This is a genomic window from Oceaniglobus indicus (assembly GCF_002751875.1).
GTDB lineage: Bacteria > Pseudomonadota > Alphaproteobacteria > Rhodobacterales > Rhodobacteraceae > Oceaniglobus > Oceaniglobus indicus.
In genome coordinates, this window is record NZ_NMZM01000003.1 from 1 (window position 1) to 15,776 (window position 15,776).

Annotated in this window: 15 protein-coding genes; 4 read left to right on the forward strand and 11 right to left on the reverse strand. The window is 65.7% G+C overall.

What is annotated here, in order from left to right; translation table 11 throughout:
- Positions 1 to 113 precede the first annotated feature (113 nt).
- The 8 genes from CFP68_RS05100 to CFP68_RS05135 form a co-directional block, all read right to left on the reverse strand.
- Positions 114 to 341 carry a hypothetical protein gene (locus CFP68_RS05100; protein ID WP_099825379.1) on the reverse strand — a complete coding sequence of 76 codons (228 nt, stop codon included), beginning with the start codon at positions 339 to 341 and terminating at the stop codon, positions 114 to 116.
- 277 nt (positions 342 to 618) lie between these two features.
- Positions 619 to 1,497, reverse strand: a complete 879-nt coding sequence (locus tag CFP68_RS05105) for an SMP-30/gluconolactonase/LRE family protein (RefSeq protein ID WP_099825382.1) — start codon at positions 1,495 to 1,497, stop codon at positions 619 to 621.
- A 22-nt stretch (positions 1,498 to 1,519) separates the two neighbouring features.
- Entirely contained in the window at positions 1,520 to 2,452 is a 933-nt protein-coding gene (kce, locus tag CFP68_RS05110; protein WP_099825384.1) for a 3,5-dioxohexanoate:acetyl-CoA acetone transferase, read from the reverse strand.
- Between the two features lie 4 nt (positions 2,453 to 2,456).
- Complete coding sequence (locus CFP68_RS05115) at positions 2,457 to 3,404, reverse strand: 3-hydroxyacyl-CoA dehydrogenase (protein ID WP_099825386.1); 948 nt, start codon at positions 3,402 to 3,404, stop codon at positions 2,457 to 2,459.
- Positions 3,404 to 4,189, reverse strand: a complete 786-nt coding sequence (locus tag CFP68_RS05120; protein WP_099825388.1) for an SDR family oxidoreductase — start codon at positions 4,187 to 4,189, stop codon at positions 3,404 to 3,406. Before CFP68_RS05120 ends, CFP68_RS05115 begins: the two co-directional genes overlap by 1 nt.
- A gap of 13 nt (positions 4,190 to 4,202) precedes the next feature.
- Complete coding sequence (locus CFP68_RS05125; protein WP_099825390.1) at positions 4,203 to 6,266, reverse strand: ABC transporter permease; 2,064 nt, start codon at positions 6,264 to 6,266, stop codon at positions 4,203 to 4,205.
- Entirely contained in the window at positions 6,263 to 7,825 is a 1,563-nt protein-coding gene (locus CFP68_RS05130; protein WP_099825392.1) for a sugar ABC transporter ATP-binding protein, read from the reverse strand. Before CFP68_RS05130 ends, CFP68_RS05125 begins: the two co-directional genes overlap by 4 nt.
- A 73-nt stretch (positions 7,826 to 7,898) precedes the next feature.
- The gene (locus CFP68_RS05135; protein ID WP_099825394.1) at positions 7,899 to 9,011 is read right to left on the reverse strand and encodes a sugar ABC transporter substrate-binding protein; all 1,113 of its coding nucleotides are present in this window, start codon (positions 9,009 to 9,011) and stop codon (positions 7,899 to 7,901) included.
- A gap of 140 nt (positions 9,012 to 9,151) precedes the next feature.
- Here CFP68_RS05135 and CFP68_RS05140 point away from each other — a divergent pair, with 140 nt between their 5' ends.
- Positions 9,152 to 9,826, forward strand: coding sequence for a GntR family transcriptional regulator (locus CFP68_RS05140; RefSeq protein ID WP_099825396.1), 675 nt, complete (start codon positions 9,152 to 9,154; stop codon positions 9,824 to 9,826).
- A gap of 43 nt (positions 9,827 to 9,869) precedes the next feature.
- Here CFP68_RS05140 and CFP68_RS05145 read toward each other — a convergent pair whose 3' ends face one another.
- On the reverse strand, positions 9,870 to 10,568 hold the full coding sequence (locus CFP68_RS05145; RefSeq protein WP_145953401.1) for a hypothetical protein: 699 nt from the start codon (positions 10,566 to 10,568) through the stop codon (positions 9,870 to 9,872).
- Positions 10,569 to 10,870: 302 nt separating this feature from the next.
- Here CFP68_RS05145 and eda point away from each other — a divergent pair, with 302 nt between their 5' ends.
- Entirely contained in the window at positions 10,871 to 11,512 is a 642-nt protein-coding gene (gene eda / locus CFP68_RS05150) for a bifunctional 4-hydroxy-2-oxoglutarate aldolase/2-dehydro-3-deoxy-phosphogluconate aldolase (RefSeq protein WP_099825401.1), read from the forward strand.
- A 25-nt stretch (positions 11,513 to 11,537) separates the two neighbouring features.
- Here eda and CFP68_RS05155 read toward each other — a convergent pair whose 3' ends face one another.
- Positions 11,538 to 11,819 carry a hypothetical protein gene (locus CFP68_RS05155; RefSeq protein WP_099825405.1) on the reverse strand — a complete coding sequence of 94 codons (282 nt, stop codon included), beginning with the start codon at positions 11,817 to 11,819 and terminating at the stop codon, positions 11,538 to 11,540.
- 32 nt (positions 11,820 to 11,851) lie between these two features.
- Positions 11,852 to 14,641: a [protein-PII] uridylyltransferase family protein gene (locus CFP68_RS05160; RefSeq protein WP_099825407.1), complete on the reverse strand. Its 2,790-nt coding sequence runs from the start codon at positions 14,639 to 14,641 to the stop codon at positions 11,852 to 11,854.
- A 100-nt stretch (positions 14,642 to 14,741) separates the two neighbouring features.
- Here CFP68_RS05160 and CFP68_RS05165 point away from each other — a divergent pair, with 100 nt between their 5' ends.
- Together CFP68_RS05165 and CFP68_RS05170 are read left to right on the forward strand one after the other, a co-directional pair.
- Complete coding sequence (locus tag CFP68_RS05165; protein ID WP_099825409.1) at positions 14,742 to 15,212, forward strand: YbaK/EbsC family protein; 471 nt, start codon at positions 14,742 to 14,744, stop codon at positions 15,210 to 15,212.
- Positions 15,213 to 15,331: 119 nt separating this feature from the next.
- On the forward strand, positions 15,332 to 15,760 hold the full coding sequence (locus tag CFP68_RS05170; protein ID WP_099825411.1) for a DUF2852 domain-containing protein: 429 nt from the start codon (positions 15,332 to 15,334) through the stop codon (positions 15,758 to 15,760).
- Positions 15,761 to 15,776: the final 16 nt, after the last annotated feature.

Here is a 15,776-nt window from a genome sequence, read left to right on the forward strand (position 1 = left end):
CGCCCTTTAAGGCCTCCAGCGCGACCTTCGCCTTGAACTCCGGCGCATGCTGCTTGCGTTTAGACATCTGTAATCTCCTTGGTGTTGAAGATCAGCAGACTGCATATCGTAGCTTATGTCAGTGTCCGAATTTCGGGGGGTAGCTTAGTGTTTCGGCGGCGCACCTTCTCCAGGTCTTCGTCGAAGAGCTTGGCTTTGATGTAAGCCCCGAGCGGCACACCGTTCGCCGCATCCCGCAGCGCGGTTTTTTCTTCAAAGCTGAGCCTTAGCGAGAAAGGGGCTTCCCGCTTGCCTACCGGCTTGGCCGCTGCCTTGTTGAAATCACGTTCCGTAATGCTCATCACCGCACCCCGGATCGTTGTCCTGAGTTACGGTGTTAGGAAAATCACAAGTCTTTAGAATGGTTTCCCATTCCTACAAGATGTCGAAGAGGGAGTTCAAGTTCTCTCCCTCTACCTGCACCATTTCTTTACAATTTCCGTTGCGGCAAGCCCGCTTTGCCGTCGGGTATAGCCCGCGTCGGCGGGTGACGTCTGTCCGTCAACCTCGGTTGTTCTTCCGTTCGCCACAGTCACTGCGCAGATGCCGGTCGATCGGGATCTGCGCAGTGACTTTGTCTCAGCCGCCGAAGCGCGGTTCGGGCACGCCCTTGATCCCGAGGCCGGTGATCTTGAACAGGCTGCCGCGCTGGACGCCGTCGCCGGGGAAGCGGGGCAAGGGGGGCTTGGCCATCGAGGTGACGTAAAGCACGTCGAGATCCGGCCCGCCGAATTGCACCGAGGTCACTTTCTTGACGGGCATCTGAATTTCGCGCTCGAGCGTTCCGTCGGGCGCGAAACGGCACAACCGCCCGTCATAGACCAACGCCATCCAATAGCAGCCCTCGGCATCCACCGTCGCGCCGTCCGCCGCGCCACCGTTCGATGTGTCGACCTTGACGAAGGTGCGCCGGTTCGAGATGGCGCCGCTGGCGATGTCATAGTCATAGGCCCAGACTTCGCCGGTCCAGGTGTCGGTGAAATAGAACGTCTTGTCGTCGGGGCTGAAACACGGACCGTTCGAGCAGATGATCCCGTCTTCCACGCGGGTCACGCTCAGGTCGGGATCGACGCGATACAGCGCGCCTTTCGGCCCCTCCTCCATCGTGTCCATGGACCCGGCGAAGAAACGTCCGGCGCGGTCGCATTTGCCGTCGTTGATCCGCGTGGTGTCCATGTCGGGTTCGGGATCGTGCAGCAGTTCGCAATCGCCCGTGGCGAAGTCGAGGAGCCAGAACCCCTTGTCCAGCGACACGATCGCGCCCTTGCCATCCTTGCGCAAGGCCATCGACCCGATCTTGCCCGGCACATCCCAAGCGCGCAGTTCGGTCCCGTCGGCGGTGCAGCGGAACACCCGTCCATCCATCGAGTCGATGAAATAGAGCCGCTGCTGTTCCACGTCCCAGACCGGGCCTTCGCCCAGCGTCGTCTTCACATCCAGCAATACGTCGATCTGCATGTCCTGTCCTTTCCGTTCCGGTTCAGAAACCCACCGCGTCGCCACCCTTGAGCGACAGCATTTCGCGCGCTTCGTCGGGCGTCGCGATCTCCAGGCCCAGGCCCTCGACCAGGTTGCGCGCCTTGGTGACCTGTTGGGCATTGCTTTCGGCCAGTTTGCCGCGCGAGATCCAGATGCTGTCTTCCAGGCCGACACGGATGTTGCCGCCCATGGACACCGCTTGCGTGGCGATGCGGAACTGATCCTTGCCGGCCCCCAGAACCGACCAGCGGTAATCCTTGCCGAACAGCCGGTCGGCGGTGCGCTTCATGTGCATCACGTCTTCGGGATGGGTGCCGATGCCGCCCAGCAGGCCGAACACCGATTGCACGAAGAACGGCGGCTTGACCAATCCGCGGTCAGCAAAATGCGCCAGATTGTAGAGGTGCGAGATGTCGTAGCATTCGAACTCGAACCGGGTGCCGTTGCCATAGCAGGTTTCCAGCACATATTCGATGTCCTTGAACGAATTGCGGAACACCAGGTCGCGCGACCCTTCCAGGTGCTCGCGTTCCCATTCGTGCTTGAATTCCTTGTATTTCGCCAGCAGCGGGAAGAAGCCGAAGTTCATCGACCCCATATTCAGCGACGCCACCTCGGGTTGCCATTTGGCCGCCGGCTTGGTGCGTTCGTCCACCGTCATGTAGGGGGATCCGCCGGTGGTGATGTTGACCACGGCGTTGGTCGCCTGCTTGATCCGGCCGAGGAAGGGTTCGAAAGCCTCGGCGCTCTGGTCGGGTTTGCCGGTTTCGGGGTCGCGGGCGTGCAGGTGCAGGATGGCGGCCCCGGCTTCGGCGGCGCCGATGGCCGCGGCGGCGATTTCATCTGCCGTGATCGGCAGGTGGTCCGACATGGTCGGGGTGTGGATCGCGCCGGTTACGGCGCAGGTGATGATTACCTTTTCGGGGGCTGCCATGGGGTCATTCTCCTGTTTCTTCGGTAACGCTGCGCTTGTGCGCGGCAAGGGCCATGAGCCGACGGTCGCGCCAGGCCTGTCGTTCTGCAAGCCCGTCTTTCGGCAGCATGGCGCGGCGGTCGGCTTCGATCCGGTCCAGAACCTCACCGCGCCAATCGGCGGCGGGCTGTGCGGCCATGTCGTCGTAAATTCCGGCGTAGCGTTCGACATAGTCGCGCACACCGCCGGGTGCGTTCAGGTCGATGGTTTCAAACGGCCCCATGAAGGACCAGCGCAGGGCCAGGCCTTCGCGGATGCCGATATCGACATCCTCGGCGCTGGCAAATCCGCCCGCGACCAGTCGGAACGCCTCGTGCAGCAATGCGCCCTGCATCCGGTTCATCACGAACCCGTCGATTTCACGCGCCATGACGATGGGCTTCATCCCGGCCCGGCGCAGCATGTCGGCCGTGCGTTCGACCAGCGCGGGATCGGTCCAGGGGGCGGGCACCAGTTCAGCCGCCGGCACAAGGTAGGCGGGGTTGATCGGGTGGTTCACCATCACGCGGTGTCGGCCTTTCAACCCCTCCGAGATGGCGGATGGCAACAGCGCGGATGAAGATGAGGCAAGCACCGTGTCCGATCCGGCAAGGGCGTCAAGCGTCGCAAAGATCTCGCGCTTTACGTCGATATCCTCGAACGTGCTTTCCTGCACGTGCAGCGCCCCGTCCAGCGCCGCCTCCAATGTCGCGGTCGGACGGATCAACGCCAAAGCGTCTTGCGCCGATCCGTCGATCAGGCCGCGCCGTTCGAGTTCGGGCAGCATATCGGCGCAGAAGGCACGGGCGGCGTCGGGCGCGTCGGGCCGTGCATCCCACAACCGGACCTCGTGACCGGCCCGCGCAAAGACCATGGCCCACGAACGTCCGATCAGCCCCGATCCGACGCAGGCGACAGGTGCCGGCGCGGTCATCACAAGGCCTCCACGTTGCCGTCCACCGGAAAGCTCTGCCCTGACAGGTTGCGCCCGGCGTCCGAGATCAGGAAGGCGGCCATGTCGGCCACGTCCTCGGGCGGGGTCATGCGCCGCAGCGAGATCCGTTCGAGGTAATCGGCCTTCATCTGCTCATGGCTGACGCCGGTCTGTTTCGCACGGTCCGCGATGACGCCTTCCATGCGCGGCCCTTCGATGATGCCCGGCAGGATCGCGTTGGCGCGGATGTTCGACGGGCCAAGTTCCTTGGCCAGCGATTGGGTAAAGCCGATGATGCCCCATTTCGCCGAGGAATAGGGCGTGCGGTATGCATATCCGAACCGTCCCGCCGCGGACGAGATGTTGACGATGGCGCCCCCGCCCGCGGTCTTCAGCATGGGCACCGCGAAATGCGTGCACAGGAATTGACCGGTCAGGCAGATGTCGATGCAGCGCTTCCAGTCGGCCAGCGAAATCTCGTCAACGCCGCCGGTGGGTCCGGCGATGCCCGCATTGTTCACCAGCGCGTCCAGCCCGCCCATCGTGGTCTTTACCTGCTCGAAGAAGGCGGCAACCTGCGCCTCGTCCGAGACGTCGGCGATGACGGCGACCTCGGCCCCCAGTTCGTTCGCGGCAGCGTCCAGCGCGGTGGCGTCCACGTCGCAGATCGCGACGCGCGCCCCCTGTTTCACCAGCGCCCGCGCGATGCAGATCCCGATGCCCCCGGCGCCGGCAGTGATGGCGATACGCAGACCCGCAAGGCCGGGCAGTTTCATGTCTTTCATGTCTTTCTCTCCTTCAATCCCGAAGCGCGATGACGGCGGCAAGAATGACCAGCCCGAAGAAAACCGCGCGGAACGCGATGGGCAGCGCGGTTCCGGCCAGCAGCGTCTGCATCGCCGTCAGCAACAGCGCGCCGCCCAGCATCCCGGCATAATGCCCCCGGCCCCCGGTGATCAGGGCACCACCCACCACCACGACCGCGATCGAGGGCAGCAGGTAATCGTCGCCCATGCCCAGACTGGCCTGGCCCGAAAACCCGGCAAGCAGGATGCCCACCAAGGCCGCACAAAGCGCGGACAGCACATAGACCGAGATGATGACACGCCCGGTGCGAACCCCCGAAAGCCGCGCGGCGACCTCGCTGTTGCCGACGGCATAGATGCGGCGGCCAAAGGCCGTGCGCCCCAGCAACAGGATCGCGAAGGCGACGAAAACCACCATCAGCAGCACGACAGGCGTGAATCCGGCAACCTTGGCCGTCATCAGCCACCGCAGGGCGGGCGGCGCGAAACCCGCCGGCGTGCCGCCCGACCAGATCAGCGCGACACCTTGCAGCACGCCGTTCATCGCCAGGGTGACCACGATGGGCGACAGGCCCAGCGCGACCACCCCCAGCCCGTTCAGCAATCCGACGCCCACCGCCACCAGCATCACCACCGGAATGGCCGTCCACAGCGCGGCGTCGTTGCCGCCCACAAGCCCGGTCAGCAACACGCCCGAAAGCGCGATCCCCCAAGGCAGCGACAGGTCCAGACCGCCGGTCAGGATCACCGCCCCCTGCCCCAGTGCAAGGATGGCCAGGAAACTGGACAGCACCAACAGCGAGTTCCAGTAATGCTGATTGCCGAACACGTTGCCCAGAACCAGTTGCGTGACGATCAGCACCACCACAAGGCAGATCCACGCCGGCAAGGCATGGCGCAGGGTGTGCCCGTGCCTTTGTAGAAAACGCAACCGTGGCGTCTCGGCCGCGGGTTCGGTGAAGGCAAGTCGGCGATCCTCACGCGGGCGTTGGCTGACCAGCCGTCCGGCTCGGCGCGCACCAATCGCGGCCATCAGATCGCGCAACCGGCGCGACAGGACGCTGTCGGCGGAAAGCGAACCGGCCAGCACCGCGATCATCAGAACGGCGCTTTCCGCGATGGTTGCGTAATAGGCCGAAACGTTCAGCGACAACAACAGGTTGACCACGATCATCAGGACGTAGGCGCCCAGGATCGTGCCGACGATGCCGCCCTTGCCACCGCCCAGCCGCGTGCCGCCGATGACCACCGCCGCGAAGGTCGGCAGCAGCAGCGCGTTGCCGACCAGCGGATCGCCCGACCCGGTCTGCGCGCTGACGAACACGCCCGCCAGCCCATAGAGTCCACCGGCCAGAACATAGGTCACGAAGGTGGTGGTGCGGGTGCGCAGCCCGGTGGCATGGGCCGCCTCGGGATCGCTGCCCACGGCATAGAGCGTCACGCCATAGGAGGTCCGCTTCAGCCAGAACCACAGCACGACCAGAACTGCCAGAACCGCCACCGGCGCGGGCAGCAAGTTGGGGATCGCGTCGCCCAGGTAAAAGGCGCCCAGCGTCGGCGCGATGAAACCGCCCGGCGTGTCCATCACCAGCAGGGTGATGCCCTGCACGATGAACATCACCGCCAGGGTCACGACGATCGGCTGCAGCCGCATCACCGCCACGAAGAAACCGTTGACCGCCCCCACACCGGCCCCGATGAGGATGCCCACCAGCGTCCAGAGCGGCGCCGAGGCTTGCATGTTGGCGGGATCCATGTTGGTTGCCAGCACCGCGTTCACCAGCGAAACCACCGCCCCGGCCGACAAATCGAACCCGCCTGACAGGATCACCAGGGTCTGCCCCACCGCCGCGATCGCCGTCGTGGCGCCGCCGCTGGCCAGGAACGAGATGTCGAAATAGCTCAGCGGATAGGGGCTGAGCGCGGCGTTCAGCCACAAAAGGCCAAGGAACACCAGGGCGGCAACGATCACCGCCTGGCCCCGGCGCACGCTTCGCAAACCACGCGCGATCGCGCCGCGCCGGTCGGGGGCGGTATCGGTCGTCGGGTCGGTCATCGGCTCACCTCCGCCGTATTGCCCCGCGCCAGCGGATCGGTTCCGCCCAGCGTTTCCTGCATGATCGCATTCTCGGTCAGCTTGTCGCCCTCCAGCCAGCGGCTCAGCCGGCCCTCGTAAAGCACCCCGACTCGGTCACACAGGTGAACAAGTTCGGGAATCTCGGTCGAATGGAACAGGATCGCGCCGCCCGCATCGGCATAGGCGCGAAACAGGGCGTAAAGCTGTTGTTTGGTGCCGACATCGATGCCGCGGGTCGGATCGAACAGCAACAGGATGCGGCTCTGCGCCACCAGCCATTTGGCGATCACGATTTTCTGCTGGTTGCCGCCGGAAAAGGCCCCGGCGGGCAGGTAATGCGCGCGCGCGTCAACCTCGACCGCGTCGAAGGCCCCGGCGGCCGCGCGGGATTCGGCCGCGCCGTTCAAAAGCGGGCCGCGATGGAACCGCCCCAGCACCGGCAGGGTCGCGTTCTGGCGTCCGACCAGTTTCAGGAACAAGCCTTCGGTCTTGCGATCCTCGGGCACAAGGCCGATGGCCACAGACGGATCCAGCGCATCCGCCGCCGAGCGCAGGTGCAACGGCGCACCGTCCAGTTCCATGTGGCCCGCGGTCACGGGTTCTTCACCGAACAAGGCGGGAAACAGCGCCTCCTGCCCCATGCCCTGCAACCCGGCGATGCCCAGGATCTCGCCCTTGTGCAACGCCAGGTCCATGCCGCGCAGCTTGGCCCCCGCCGCCATCCCCCGGGTCGCCAGCACGGGCGTTTCGCCGGTGCGCGCACGCACCGGGCGGCGCGGCGGAAAGGCGTTTTCGATCGACCGGCCGATGATCATCTCGACCACCTCGTCATCGCTCAGCTCGTCCACCCGGGCCGAGCGGACCGACTTGCCGTTGCGCAGGATCGTCATGGTGTCACAGAACGAACGCACCTCGGGCAGGCGGTGCGAGATGAAGATCACCGTGATCCCCCGCCGCTTGGCATCCGCGATGATGCGGCCCAACCAGTCGACATCGCTGCCCGACAACGCCGATGTCGGTTCGTCCAGCAACAGGATCGTCGGACGCCGATACAGCGCGCGGGCGATTTCGATCTTCTGCCGGGTGGCAAGGTTCAGATCGGCGGCCAGCGTCCCTGGATCGACCGCCAGGTCCAGCGATGCAAACAGCGCGCTTACCTCGCGGTGCACTTTCCTTCGGTTCAGCGTGGCCAGCGGGGTCAAGGGCGCGCGCGGCAACAGCATGTTGTCCAGCACGGTCAGGTCCGGCACCAGCGTCAGTTCCTGAAACGCCGTCTGCACACCGCTGGCATGGGCATCGCGGGCGTTCTTCGGGCGCACTTCGCGCCCGCGGATGTGGATCGTGCCGGAATCGGGGCGAACCAGCCCCGACAGCAGTTTCATAGTGGTCGACTTGCCTGCGCCGTTTTCGCCCAGCAGGGCATGGACCGTTCCCGCCGCGACCGAGAAACTGACGTCGCTGTTGGCGACGGTCGGGCCATAGGCCTTGGTCAGCCCCGCGACCTCGACCGCCGGCGCGGTTTCGTGTGTGGAGGACATCTGGCCTCTTCCGCATCTGGATGAATTGCGCGATCTCCGACGCCAAGACGACGCCGGAGACCGAAGGACAGGCTCAGTTTTCGGGCTGTCCGACAAGGGCCGCGTTCAGGCCAAGCTGCGGCAGGTCTTCGGCAAAGATCGACGCGAACCAACCGGGGTTCGACACCATGCCGGGCTGGAAGGCGTTGCATCCGGCCTTCTGCTCTTCCCAGCTGCCGGTTTCGCACAGTGTGACGGTTTCGTTGGTCACCAGAGGCAGCGGCAGTTCTGTCAGCTTTTCGACCTCCTTGCCGTCAAGGATGTCGACCGCCAGCTTCAGCGCCATCGCGCCGGAATAGGGCGGCGCGGCATAGGAGATGCGCGGCGCGCCCATGGGGATATAGGGGCTTGATGCGCCTTCGACCTCGGTTCCGGCCGGCAGCATCTGGATCCGCCCACCGTTCGAGCCTTCGCCAGCACAGGGCAGAACGTCTTCCGGGGCAATGCCCGCCTCGATCTGCATCGCGTTGGCGGTATAGCACCCCACCTGCATCCACAGCCCGTCGATATCGCTCCAGTTGCGGGTCGCCATCAGCTTGTTCAGCTCGGTGCGCGCGACCGCCTGGCTCCACATGCCGACGGCTTCGCCGATGACGTTGATGCCCTCGTGCTGATCGAACACCTCCATGGCGGCGGTGGTGCGGGCGGTGTCGACCGACGTTCCCGGCACGCCGGTCACGGCGATGATGTCGCCCTCGCCGCCCAGTTTCTCGACCAGCCATTCGGCGGTCTTGCGGCCCGCTTCGGCCTGGTTGATCGTCACGTTATAGGCGCAAGGCTCGGTTATTTCGCCGTCATAGGCGATGACGACCACGCCCCGGTCGCAGGCGCTCTTGACCACATTGTTCAGGGCGGTGGGCGAGATCGGATAGACGACGATGGCATCCGCCCCGGCCTGGACCATGGCGTTGATCTGCTGGATCTGGCGCTGGGCGTTGGGGCCTGCGACCTGCACCTGCAAATTCACCTTGTCGGCGTAATCGCTGCTGGTGGCCAGCGCCTTGACCATGTTCGACGCTTCGGCCTGCCAGTCGTTCCCGATGTAGCTCATCGACAGGTAGATGTCATAGGGCGCGTCCTGCGCCTGGGCCGTTCCGGCAACCATGGCCGAGGCGCAGACCGCGCCCGTCAGAAAATTCTTGTACATGTGACCTCCCATTGAATTGCGACCCCCTCCCGGATCGTCGTTCGTGACCGGAACGATCTTATATCTTTGATCAAAAGTCAAAAGCTGTTTTCCCCCGGACATTGGTGTATGGCAGAAACAGCGACAAAGGATTGAAACCAATGCTCGAAAAAGTGACGCCACTTCGGCGGGAATCGCTGCAATCGCAGGTGCATCAACAGCTTTGCGACCTGATCTTGCAGGGCGAACTTGCGCCGGGCGCGTCGGTGACCGTCGCCAGCATTGCCAAGGCGCTGGACGTCAGCCCGATGCCCGTCCGCGAGGCGATATCACGGCTGATGGCGCTGGGCGCGTTGACGGTGGTGTCGGGGCGATCGATCGGCGTGCCACGCATGGGGGTCGAGGATCTGAACGACCTGCGGCGGGTCCGGCTAGACGTCGAAGCAACCGCCGTGCGCTGGGCCACCGCCGCGACCGACGCCGCATTCATCGGCCGGTTGTCGCAAATCCTGGCGGCGATGGAAAAGGCCGAGGCGGCCGGCCAGGCCAAGGAGTTCATCCACGCAAACTATGATTTTCATTTCGCCATCTACCGGCAGGCCGGCTCGCCGCTGCTGCTCGAAATAGTCTCGAACCTCTGGCTGAGGATCAACCCGCAGTTTCACCTGCTTCAACGGACCGGCCATTACAGGATTTCGAATCGACAGCACCGCCAGCTTTTCGAGTCGATCGCGGGCAGTGATCCCGAAGCGGCGGCGGCGGCGCTTCGGGCGGATATCAACAGCGCCCACGAGGTGATCTGCGCCAAGATCGCGAACCGGGACGCGACCGGCTGACTTCATGGGCTGCCGCGGCGCGGAACCGCGCCGCGGCGAACGCTCAGTTGCGATGCGCGTACCAGTCACCGGTACCGGCCTGTTCGGCCACGCTGTTGTTGGTGATCTGCTGCACGATGGCACCGCCGCCAACGGACTGCGCGCCGGCACCCTTGAACTCACCCGTCAAGGAAAGCAGGATCTCGCTCTCCTGGTCGGCCGTGTCATAGCGGCCGTACATCGGAATCACGACACTGCCGGACCGGAACGCCGGAATGCCGCCGGGAATGCCCACGCCACCGGGAAGCGGGCCCAGGTCCTGATCCGTGGTCACGGCCAACGCCGTCGGATATCGGTTGCCTGTCCGCAACTCACCATCATAGGCGAAATCCTGGCCATCGACCGTGCCTCGGAAGTTGTTGGCGACACCATTGGTGATCGCACCGCCGCCCGGCGTGCCAAAGTTGACGTCGAAAGACACGTCGGCCATTGCGGTTCCGGTCGTTCCCGGCACGATCGAATCCACCTTGACCGCGCCCGCATAGCTGCCGACGCCGGATGACGGCAGATCGGTCGTCGGCACCAGGCCATTGAAGTTACTGTAATTCGTGTCGAATTGTGTGGGGCCAAGCATACCGCCACCACCACCACCGCCACCCGCGCCGCCCGGCGCCGTTGTCGAGCTTTGGCAATTGGCCAGCACCGCAACCCCGAGCGCCGCAACCCCCAACCGCGCAAAACGCGAAACCATGGCTTTTCTCATCTTTCTCTCCCTGTGTTTTCGACCGCATCCGACATCACGTCCACCGTTCCGGTACCGGGCCAAGGACCCGCAAGAACCGGCCCGAACATCCGAAGGGCACGCCAATCACGATCCTGCGAGCACCAACTTGACCGATCAAGTGACAAAACAATTAACAGACTGTTAAGGAAATCCACCGGAAGGCGAGATCGCGGCGGATGGCCGGACAGGGATCGCCGTCCGTCCGCGGCGGGCGTGTGTCAGCTAGACTTGGCCGCACGGCTTCGTTACGCAAGATCAACATTTCACTCGAAAGGGACACCATGACCCCCCAAGACGCTTCCCGCCGGGCCGCCGAAATCTGTCGCCTCGCCCCTGTCGTTCCCGTGCTGGTGGTCGACGACGCGGCGTGCGCTTTCGATCTGGCCACCGCGCTGGTGCGGGGCGGATTGCCCGCGCTCGAGGTGACCTTGCGCACCGACGCCGCGCTGGATGCGATCCGCGAAATGGCGCGGGTCGAGGGCGGCGTGGTCGGTGCCGGCACGTTGCTGACCCCCGCAGATGTGCAGGCGGCCGTGGACGCGGGCGCAACGTTCGGCGTGTCGCCGGGCGCGACAGACCGATTGCTGGCCGCCTGCGAAGAGGCCAACCTGCCGCTGCTGCCCGGCGCCGCCACCGCGTCCGAGGCGATGCGCCTTCTCGAACGCGGCTATACCACGCAAAAGTTCTTTCCCGCCGAAGCCAACGGCGGCGTGCCCGCGCTGAAAGCCATGGGTGCGCCGATCCCTCAGGTGTCGTTCTGCCCGACCGGCGGCGTGTCGTTGAAAAACGCGCGGGAATATCTGGCCTTGCCCAACACGCTCTGCGTCGGGGGCAGCTGGGTCGCGCCGAAAGACCTGGTGACGGCAAAGGACTGGGCGGGAATCGAGGCATTGGCCCGCGAGGCGGCCGCGCTGAGCGCCTAGCAGCCGTCAGATTGCGCCCCGTCGGTCATGTTCCGGGCGGCACCCGCGCGGCCCGGCCACCGCGGCGCGCCGGCTTGTCGTCGTCGGAGGCGTCAAGCCCGCCGCGCAACACCTCGTTCATCGGATGACCGGGATGATCGGCGGCGTATTGTTCCAGCAACGCCGGGATCGCACGCCCGGCGGTCATCCCTTCGGGAAGCGACAGCGCCCAGTCGACAAAGATCGACCGGCATTCGTATCCTGTGATCCCCTCGATCCGGTAACTTTCGCGAATCAGTCCCTTGGGGTCGGTGGCGGCGCTGTCCATGGCAATGCTTCCTTTCAATCCTTGGCATTGGCCTAAGCCGCCGACGCGCCCTTGCCAAGCACCTCCGCGATGCAGGCCGCGGCAGCCTTCGCCCTTTGCGTCATCAGCTGCGCCAGCGCGTCGGGATCTTCCGCCTGCGTATCACGCAGCAGAACGGCCCGCCCCCCGGCCCCCAGGTGCGCCGGATCGAGAACGCCCGCCGCCAGCAGCCGCGACGCCATGTGGATCGACCGGAACAGGTCATGGGCGGCGCACAGCAGATCGGCGGTTTCCGCCGCGATCACGCCGGCGGCAACGCCCGCTTGCATCTGCGCGCCCGGATCGCGCGCCGGATCCGCCGCCAGCAGGGCCACCCCCGAGGCGAAGAGCTCGATATCCTTCAGCCGCCCCTGCCCGGCCTTCGCATCCCACGGGCCCTGTGCGTCGCTTGCGCCGGCCAGGCGTTCGCGCATGTCCGACACGTCGCGCCATACCGCGCCTGCCACCCGCGGCCGTGCCAGAAGTTCGCGGCGAAACGATTCGATCTCATCGCCCAGCGCCGCGTTGCCCGCGACCGGGCGCGCCCGGGTCAGGGCCAGATGCTCCCATGTCCATGCCTCTTCCAGCTGATAACTGCGGAACGCCGCCAAGGCCGTCGCCACCGGCCCCTGCCGCCCCGACGGGCGCAGCCGCATGTCGACCTCGTAAAGCTTGCCGTTGGCCATCGCCGCGGAAAGCGCCGTGACCAGGGCCTGGGTCAGGCGGGCGTAATACTGTCGCGCGGCCAACGGCCGGCGGCCGTCCGACGCCTCGACCCCGGCCGCGTCATAGATCACGATCAGGTCCAGGTCAGACCCCGCGTTCAGCCGCCCCGCCCCCAACGATCCCATGCCCAGCACCGCCGCCCCCCGACCCGGCGGCGCCCCGTGCTTTTCGGCGAATTCGGCTTCGACCAACGGCCAGACGGCGCCAAGGATCACCTCGGCCACGTCCGCGTATTTCGCGCCGGCCGTGGCCGCGTCGATCAGCCCGCGCAGGTGATGCACCCCGATGCGGAACTTCCATTCCTTCGCCCAGGCCCGCGCCAGATCAAGCCGTGCTTCATAGTCGGTCCCGTCGTCCAGCCGTTCGGCCAGATCCCGGCACAGCGCCGCGCGCCCGGGCCAGTCGGAAAAGAACGCGCCACCGATGACGGCATCGAACACCTCGGCGTTGCGCGACAGGTATTTCGCCAGGTCGGGTGCGGTGTCGGCGATGTCGACGATCAGGTCGATCAGGGTCGGGTTCGCCTCGAACAGGGCGAAGACCTGCACGCCGGCGGGCAGACCGGCAAGGAACCCGTCGAGATGGATCAGCGCCCGGTCGGTGTCGGCGCTCTGCGCCAGCCGCGCCAGAAGGTCGGGGCGCAGGCGGGTGAAGATCTCCTGCGCGCGGTTCGAACGCAGGGCCGGATAACTGCGCCAGCGGGCGACGATGGCGGCCTGATCCTCGGTCAGATCGGGCGTTTCGGAGCGTTCGGGGGCGGGTTCGAAGAACGCATCGGTCAGGTCGGCCACCCGGTCGAACCGTTCGCTCAGCGCAGAACGCAGATCGTCGGGGTCGCGGTCCATCATCGCCGCCAGACGGGCGAACCCTTCGGCGTCGGCGGGCAGCGCGTGCGTCTGGGCATCGTTCACCATCTGCACCCGGTGTTCAGCCTCGCGCAGGGCGGCATAATCCGCCTGCAACGCGCTGGCGGTGTCGCCCGGCACCCATCCCGCATCGGCCAGGCGCGCCAATCCTTCACAGGTGCCGCGCACCCGCAGATCGGGATCGCGCCCGCCGGCGATGATCTGGCGGGTCTGGGTGAAGAATTCGATCTCGCGGATGCCGCCGCGCCCCAGCTTGAGGTCATAGCCTTCCAGCGGACGCTCGCCGCTCAGCCCCTTGTGCGACCGGATTCGCAACCGCATGGCGTGGGCGTCCTCGATCGCGGCAAAATCCAGATGGCGCCGCCAGACGAACGGGCGCAGTCGGTCGAGATAGGCGTCACCTGCCGCGATGTCGCCTGCGCAAGGCCGCGCCTTGATGTGCGCCGCCCTTTCCCAGGTGCGCCCCAGGCTTTCGTAATACCGCTCGGCGGTTTCCATGGCGACGCAGACCGGCGTCGTCGAGGGATCGGGGCGCAGCCGCAGGTCGGTGCGGAACACGTATCCCCCCGCCGTGCGGTCCGACAGCAGGCGCGCCATCTTCTGCGTCGCCCGCACGAACGAGGCGCGGGCGGTCATATAGTCGGCGGGATCGAAACGGCTTTCGTCGAACAGGCAGATCAGGTCGATGTCCGAGGAATAGTTCAGCTCGTGCGCGCCCATCTTGCCCATGGCCAGCACGACCATTCCCGCGGCACTGTCCAGCGCGCCGTCGTCCTGGCCGGGCAGCTTGCCGCGCGCCAGTTCGGCCTTGATCGCCACCCGCAACGCCCGCGCCACGGCGATGTCGGCCAGGTCGCTCAGCGCGCCGGTGATTCGGTGCAGATCCCAGGCGCCACCCAGATCCGCCAGCCCCGCCAGAAGTGCCACGCGCCCCTTGGCCTCGCGCAGGCCCGGCCCCACATCCGCATCCTCAAGGCCGCGGGCCGTGTCCAGCACATCGCTCAGCGCCTTGTCGGGGTCGCCCTGAAGGGTGGTGCGCAACCACGCGGCGTCGGCGAGCATCAGATCCTTCAGATACGGCGAACACCCCGCCGCACCCCGCAGCAGATCGCGCAGTTCGGGGGCAAGATCATCGAAGGGCGCCGCACCCTCGGCCCCGCGATCGGGATCGAAGGGGCGCGGGCAACGGGTCAGAAGCGATGCGAAGGTCATGGCGTGACAGTCGTGGGCCGGCGCGGCACGGTCAAGGGGGTGCGAAGACGTCGCGACCGGCAGGTCGCGCCCCGCTGCGCCACAACCGAAGGAGCCAGGAATGAGCAAGAGTCTGAACCGCGTGAAAGCAGCCCTGAAGGCCGCGGGTGTCGCAAGCGATGTCGTCGAGATGGACGCCCAGACCCGCACGGCACAGCAGGCGGCCGACGCGATCGGATGCGCCCCCGACCAGATCGCCAAATGTGTCGTGCTGCACGACAGCGGCGCCGATGCCCTGGTCCTGTTCATCACGGCCGGCGGTCGCGCGGTGAAAATGGCGAAGGCCGAAGCCCTGGTCGGCGCATCGCTGGCGCGGGCCGATGCGGCACGGGTTCGCGACATCACCGGTTTTGCCATTGGTGGCGTGTCGCCAGTCGGGCACTTGACGCCGATCCGCACGTTTTTCGACCGAAATCTGTCGCGCTTTCCCCTGGTTTGGGCCGCTGCGGGGACGCCGCATCACGTATTTTCGATCGCACCGGCCGATCTTATACGCGTTACCGGCGCGCAAGCCTCTGATTTCACGACATGATCGACATTATGTAAATTACCTTCACATTGCCCCTTGAAGATCTGCCCCCGCATTCCGATCTGGATAATGTGAAAGCCATTCACATACGCCATAGCAACCACGCCATACCGGAGACACCGATGAGCATTTACGCCGATACCCCCGCCACACCGCGCCTGTCGTGGTTTGCGCGCACCGAAGCCTGGCTTGACGACCGCGGAAAATTCGCGTGGATCGCGGCCATGGTTGCCGGTTTCATCCTGTTCTGGCCCGTCGGGCTGGCCCTTCTTGCCTATATGATATGGAGCAAACGCATGTTTTCGAATTCCAAGGCAATGTGCACGATGTCGCGCGGACGCAGCGCCACCAGCGCGTTCCGCAGTTCCGGCAACAGCGCGTTCGACGCCTACAAGGCCGACACGCTGCGCCGCCTCGAGGAAGAACAGAACGCGTTCCAATCCTTCCTGGAACGTCTGCGTGACGCCAAGGACAAGGCCGAGTTCGACCAGTTCATGAACGACCGTGCCCGCGCCGCCGACCGGTCGGACAACGCGCCGACCGACGCCTGAGCCACATTGGCCCTTC

What these genes read in the sequence shown, in the direction of transcription:
- CFP68_RS05100 (WP_099825379.1), bottom strand. Translation starts at nt 341, where the DNA reads ATGAGCATTACGGAACGTGATTTCAACAAGGCAGCGGCCAAGCCGGTA.
- CFP68_RS05105 (WP_099825382.1), bottom strand. Translation starts at nt 1,497, where the DNA reads ATGCAGATCGACGTATTGCTGGATGTGAAGACGACGCTGGGCGAAGGC.
- kce (WP_099825384.1), bottom strand. Translation starts at nt 2,452, where the DNA reads ATGGCAGCCCCCGAAAAGGTAATCATCACCTGCGCCGTAACCGGCGCG.
- CFP68_RS05115 (WP_099825386.1), bottom strand. Translation starts at nt 3,404, where the DNA reads ATGACCGCGCCGGCACCTGTCGCCTGCGTCGGATCGGGGCTGATCGGA.
- CFP68_RS05120 (WP_099825388.1), bottom strand. Translation starts at nt 4,189, where the DNA reads ATGAAAGACATGAAACTGCCCGGCCTTGCGGGTCTGCGTATCGCCATC.
- CFP68_RS05125 (WP_099825390.1), bottom strand. Translation starts at nt 6,266, where the DNA reads ATGACCGACCCGACGACCGATACCGCCCCCGACCGGCGCGGCGCGATC.
- CFP68_RS05130 (WP_099825392.1), bottom strand. Translation starts at nt 7,825, where the DNA reads ATGTCCTCCACACACGAAACCGCGCCGGCGGTCGAGGTCGCGGGGCTG.
- CFP68_RS05135 (WP_099825394.1), bottom strand. Translation starts at nt 9,011, where the DNA reads ATGTACAAGAATTTTCTGACGGGCGCGGTCTGCGCCTCGGCCATGGTT.
- CFP68_RS05140 (WP_099825396.1), top strand. Translation starts at nt 9,152, where the DNA reads ATGCTCGAAAAAGTGACGCCACTTCGGCGGGAATCGCTGCAATCGCAG.
- CFP68_RS05145 (WP_145953401.1), bottom strand. Translation starts at nt 10,568, where the DNA reads ATGAGAAAAGCCATGGTTTCGCGTTTTGCGCGGTTGGGGGTTGCGGCG.
- eda (WP_099825401.1), top strand. Translation starts at nt 10,871, where the DNA reads ATGACCCCCCAAGACGCTTCCCGCCGGGCCGCCGAAATCTGTCGCCTC.
- CFP68_RS05155 (WP_099825405.1), bottom strand. Translation starts at nt 11,819, where the DNA reads ATGGACAGCGCCGCCACCGACCCCAAGGGACTGATTCGCGAAAGTTAC.
- CFP68_RS05160 (WP_099825407.1), bottom strand. Translation starts at nt 14,641, where the DNA reads ATGACCTTCGCATCGCTTCTGACCCGTTGCCCGCGCCCCTTCGATCCC.
- CFP68_RS05165 (WP_099825409.1), top strand. Translation starts at nt 14,742, where the DNA reads ATGAGCAAGAGTCTGAACCGCGTGAAAGCAGCCCTGAAGGCCGCGGGT.
- CFP68_RS05170 (WP_099825411.1), top strand. Translation starts at nt 15,332, where the DNA reads ATGAGCATTTACGCCGATACCCCCGCCACACCGCGCCTGTCGTGGTTT.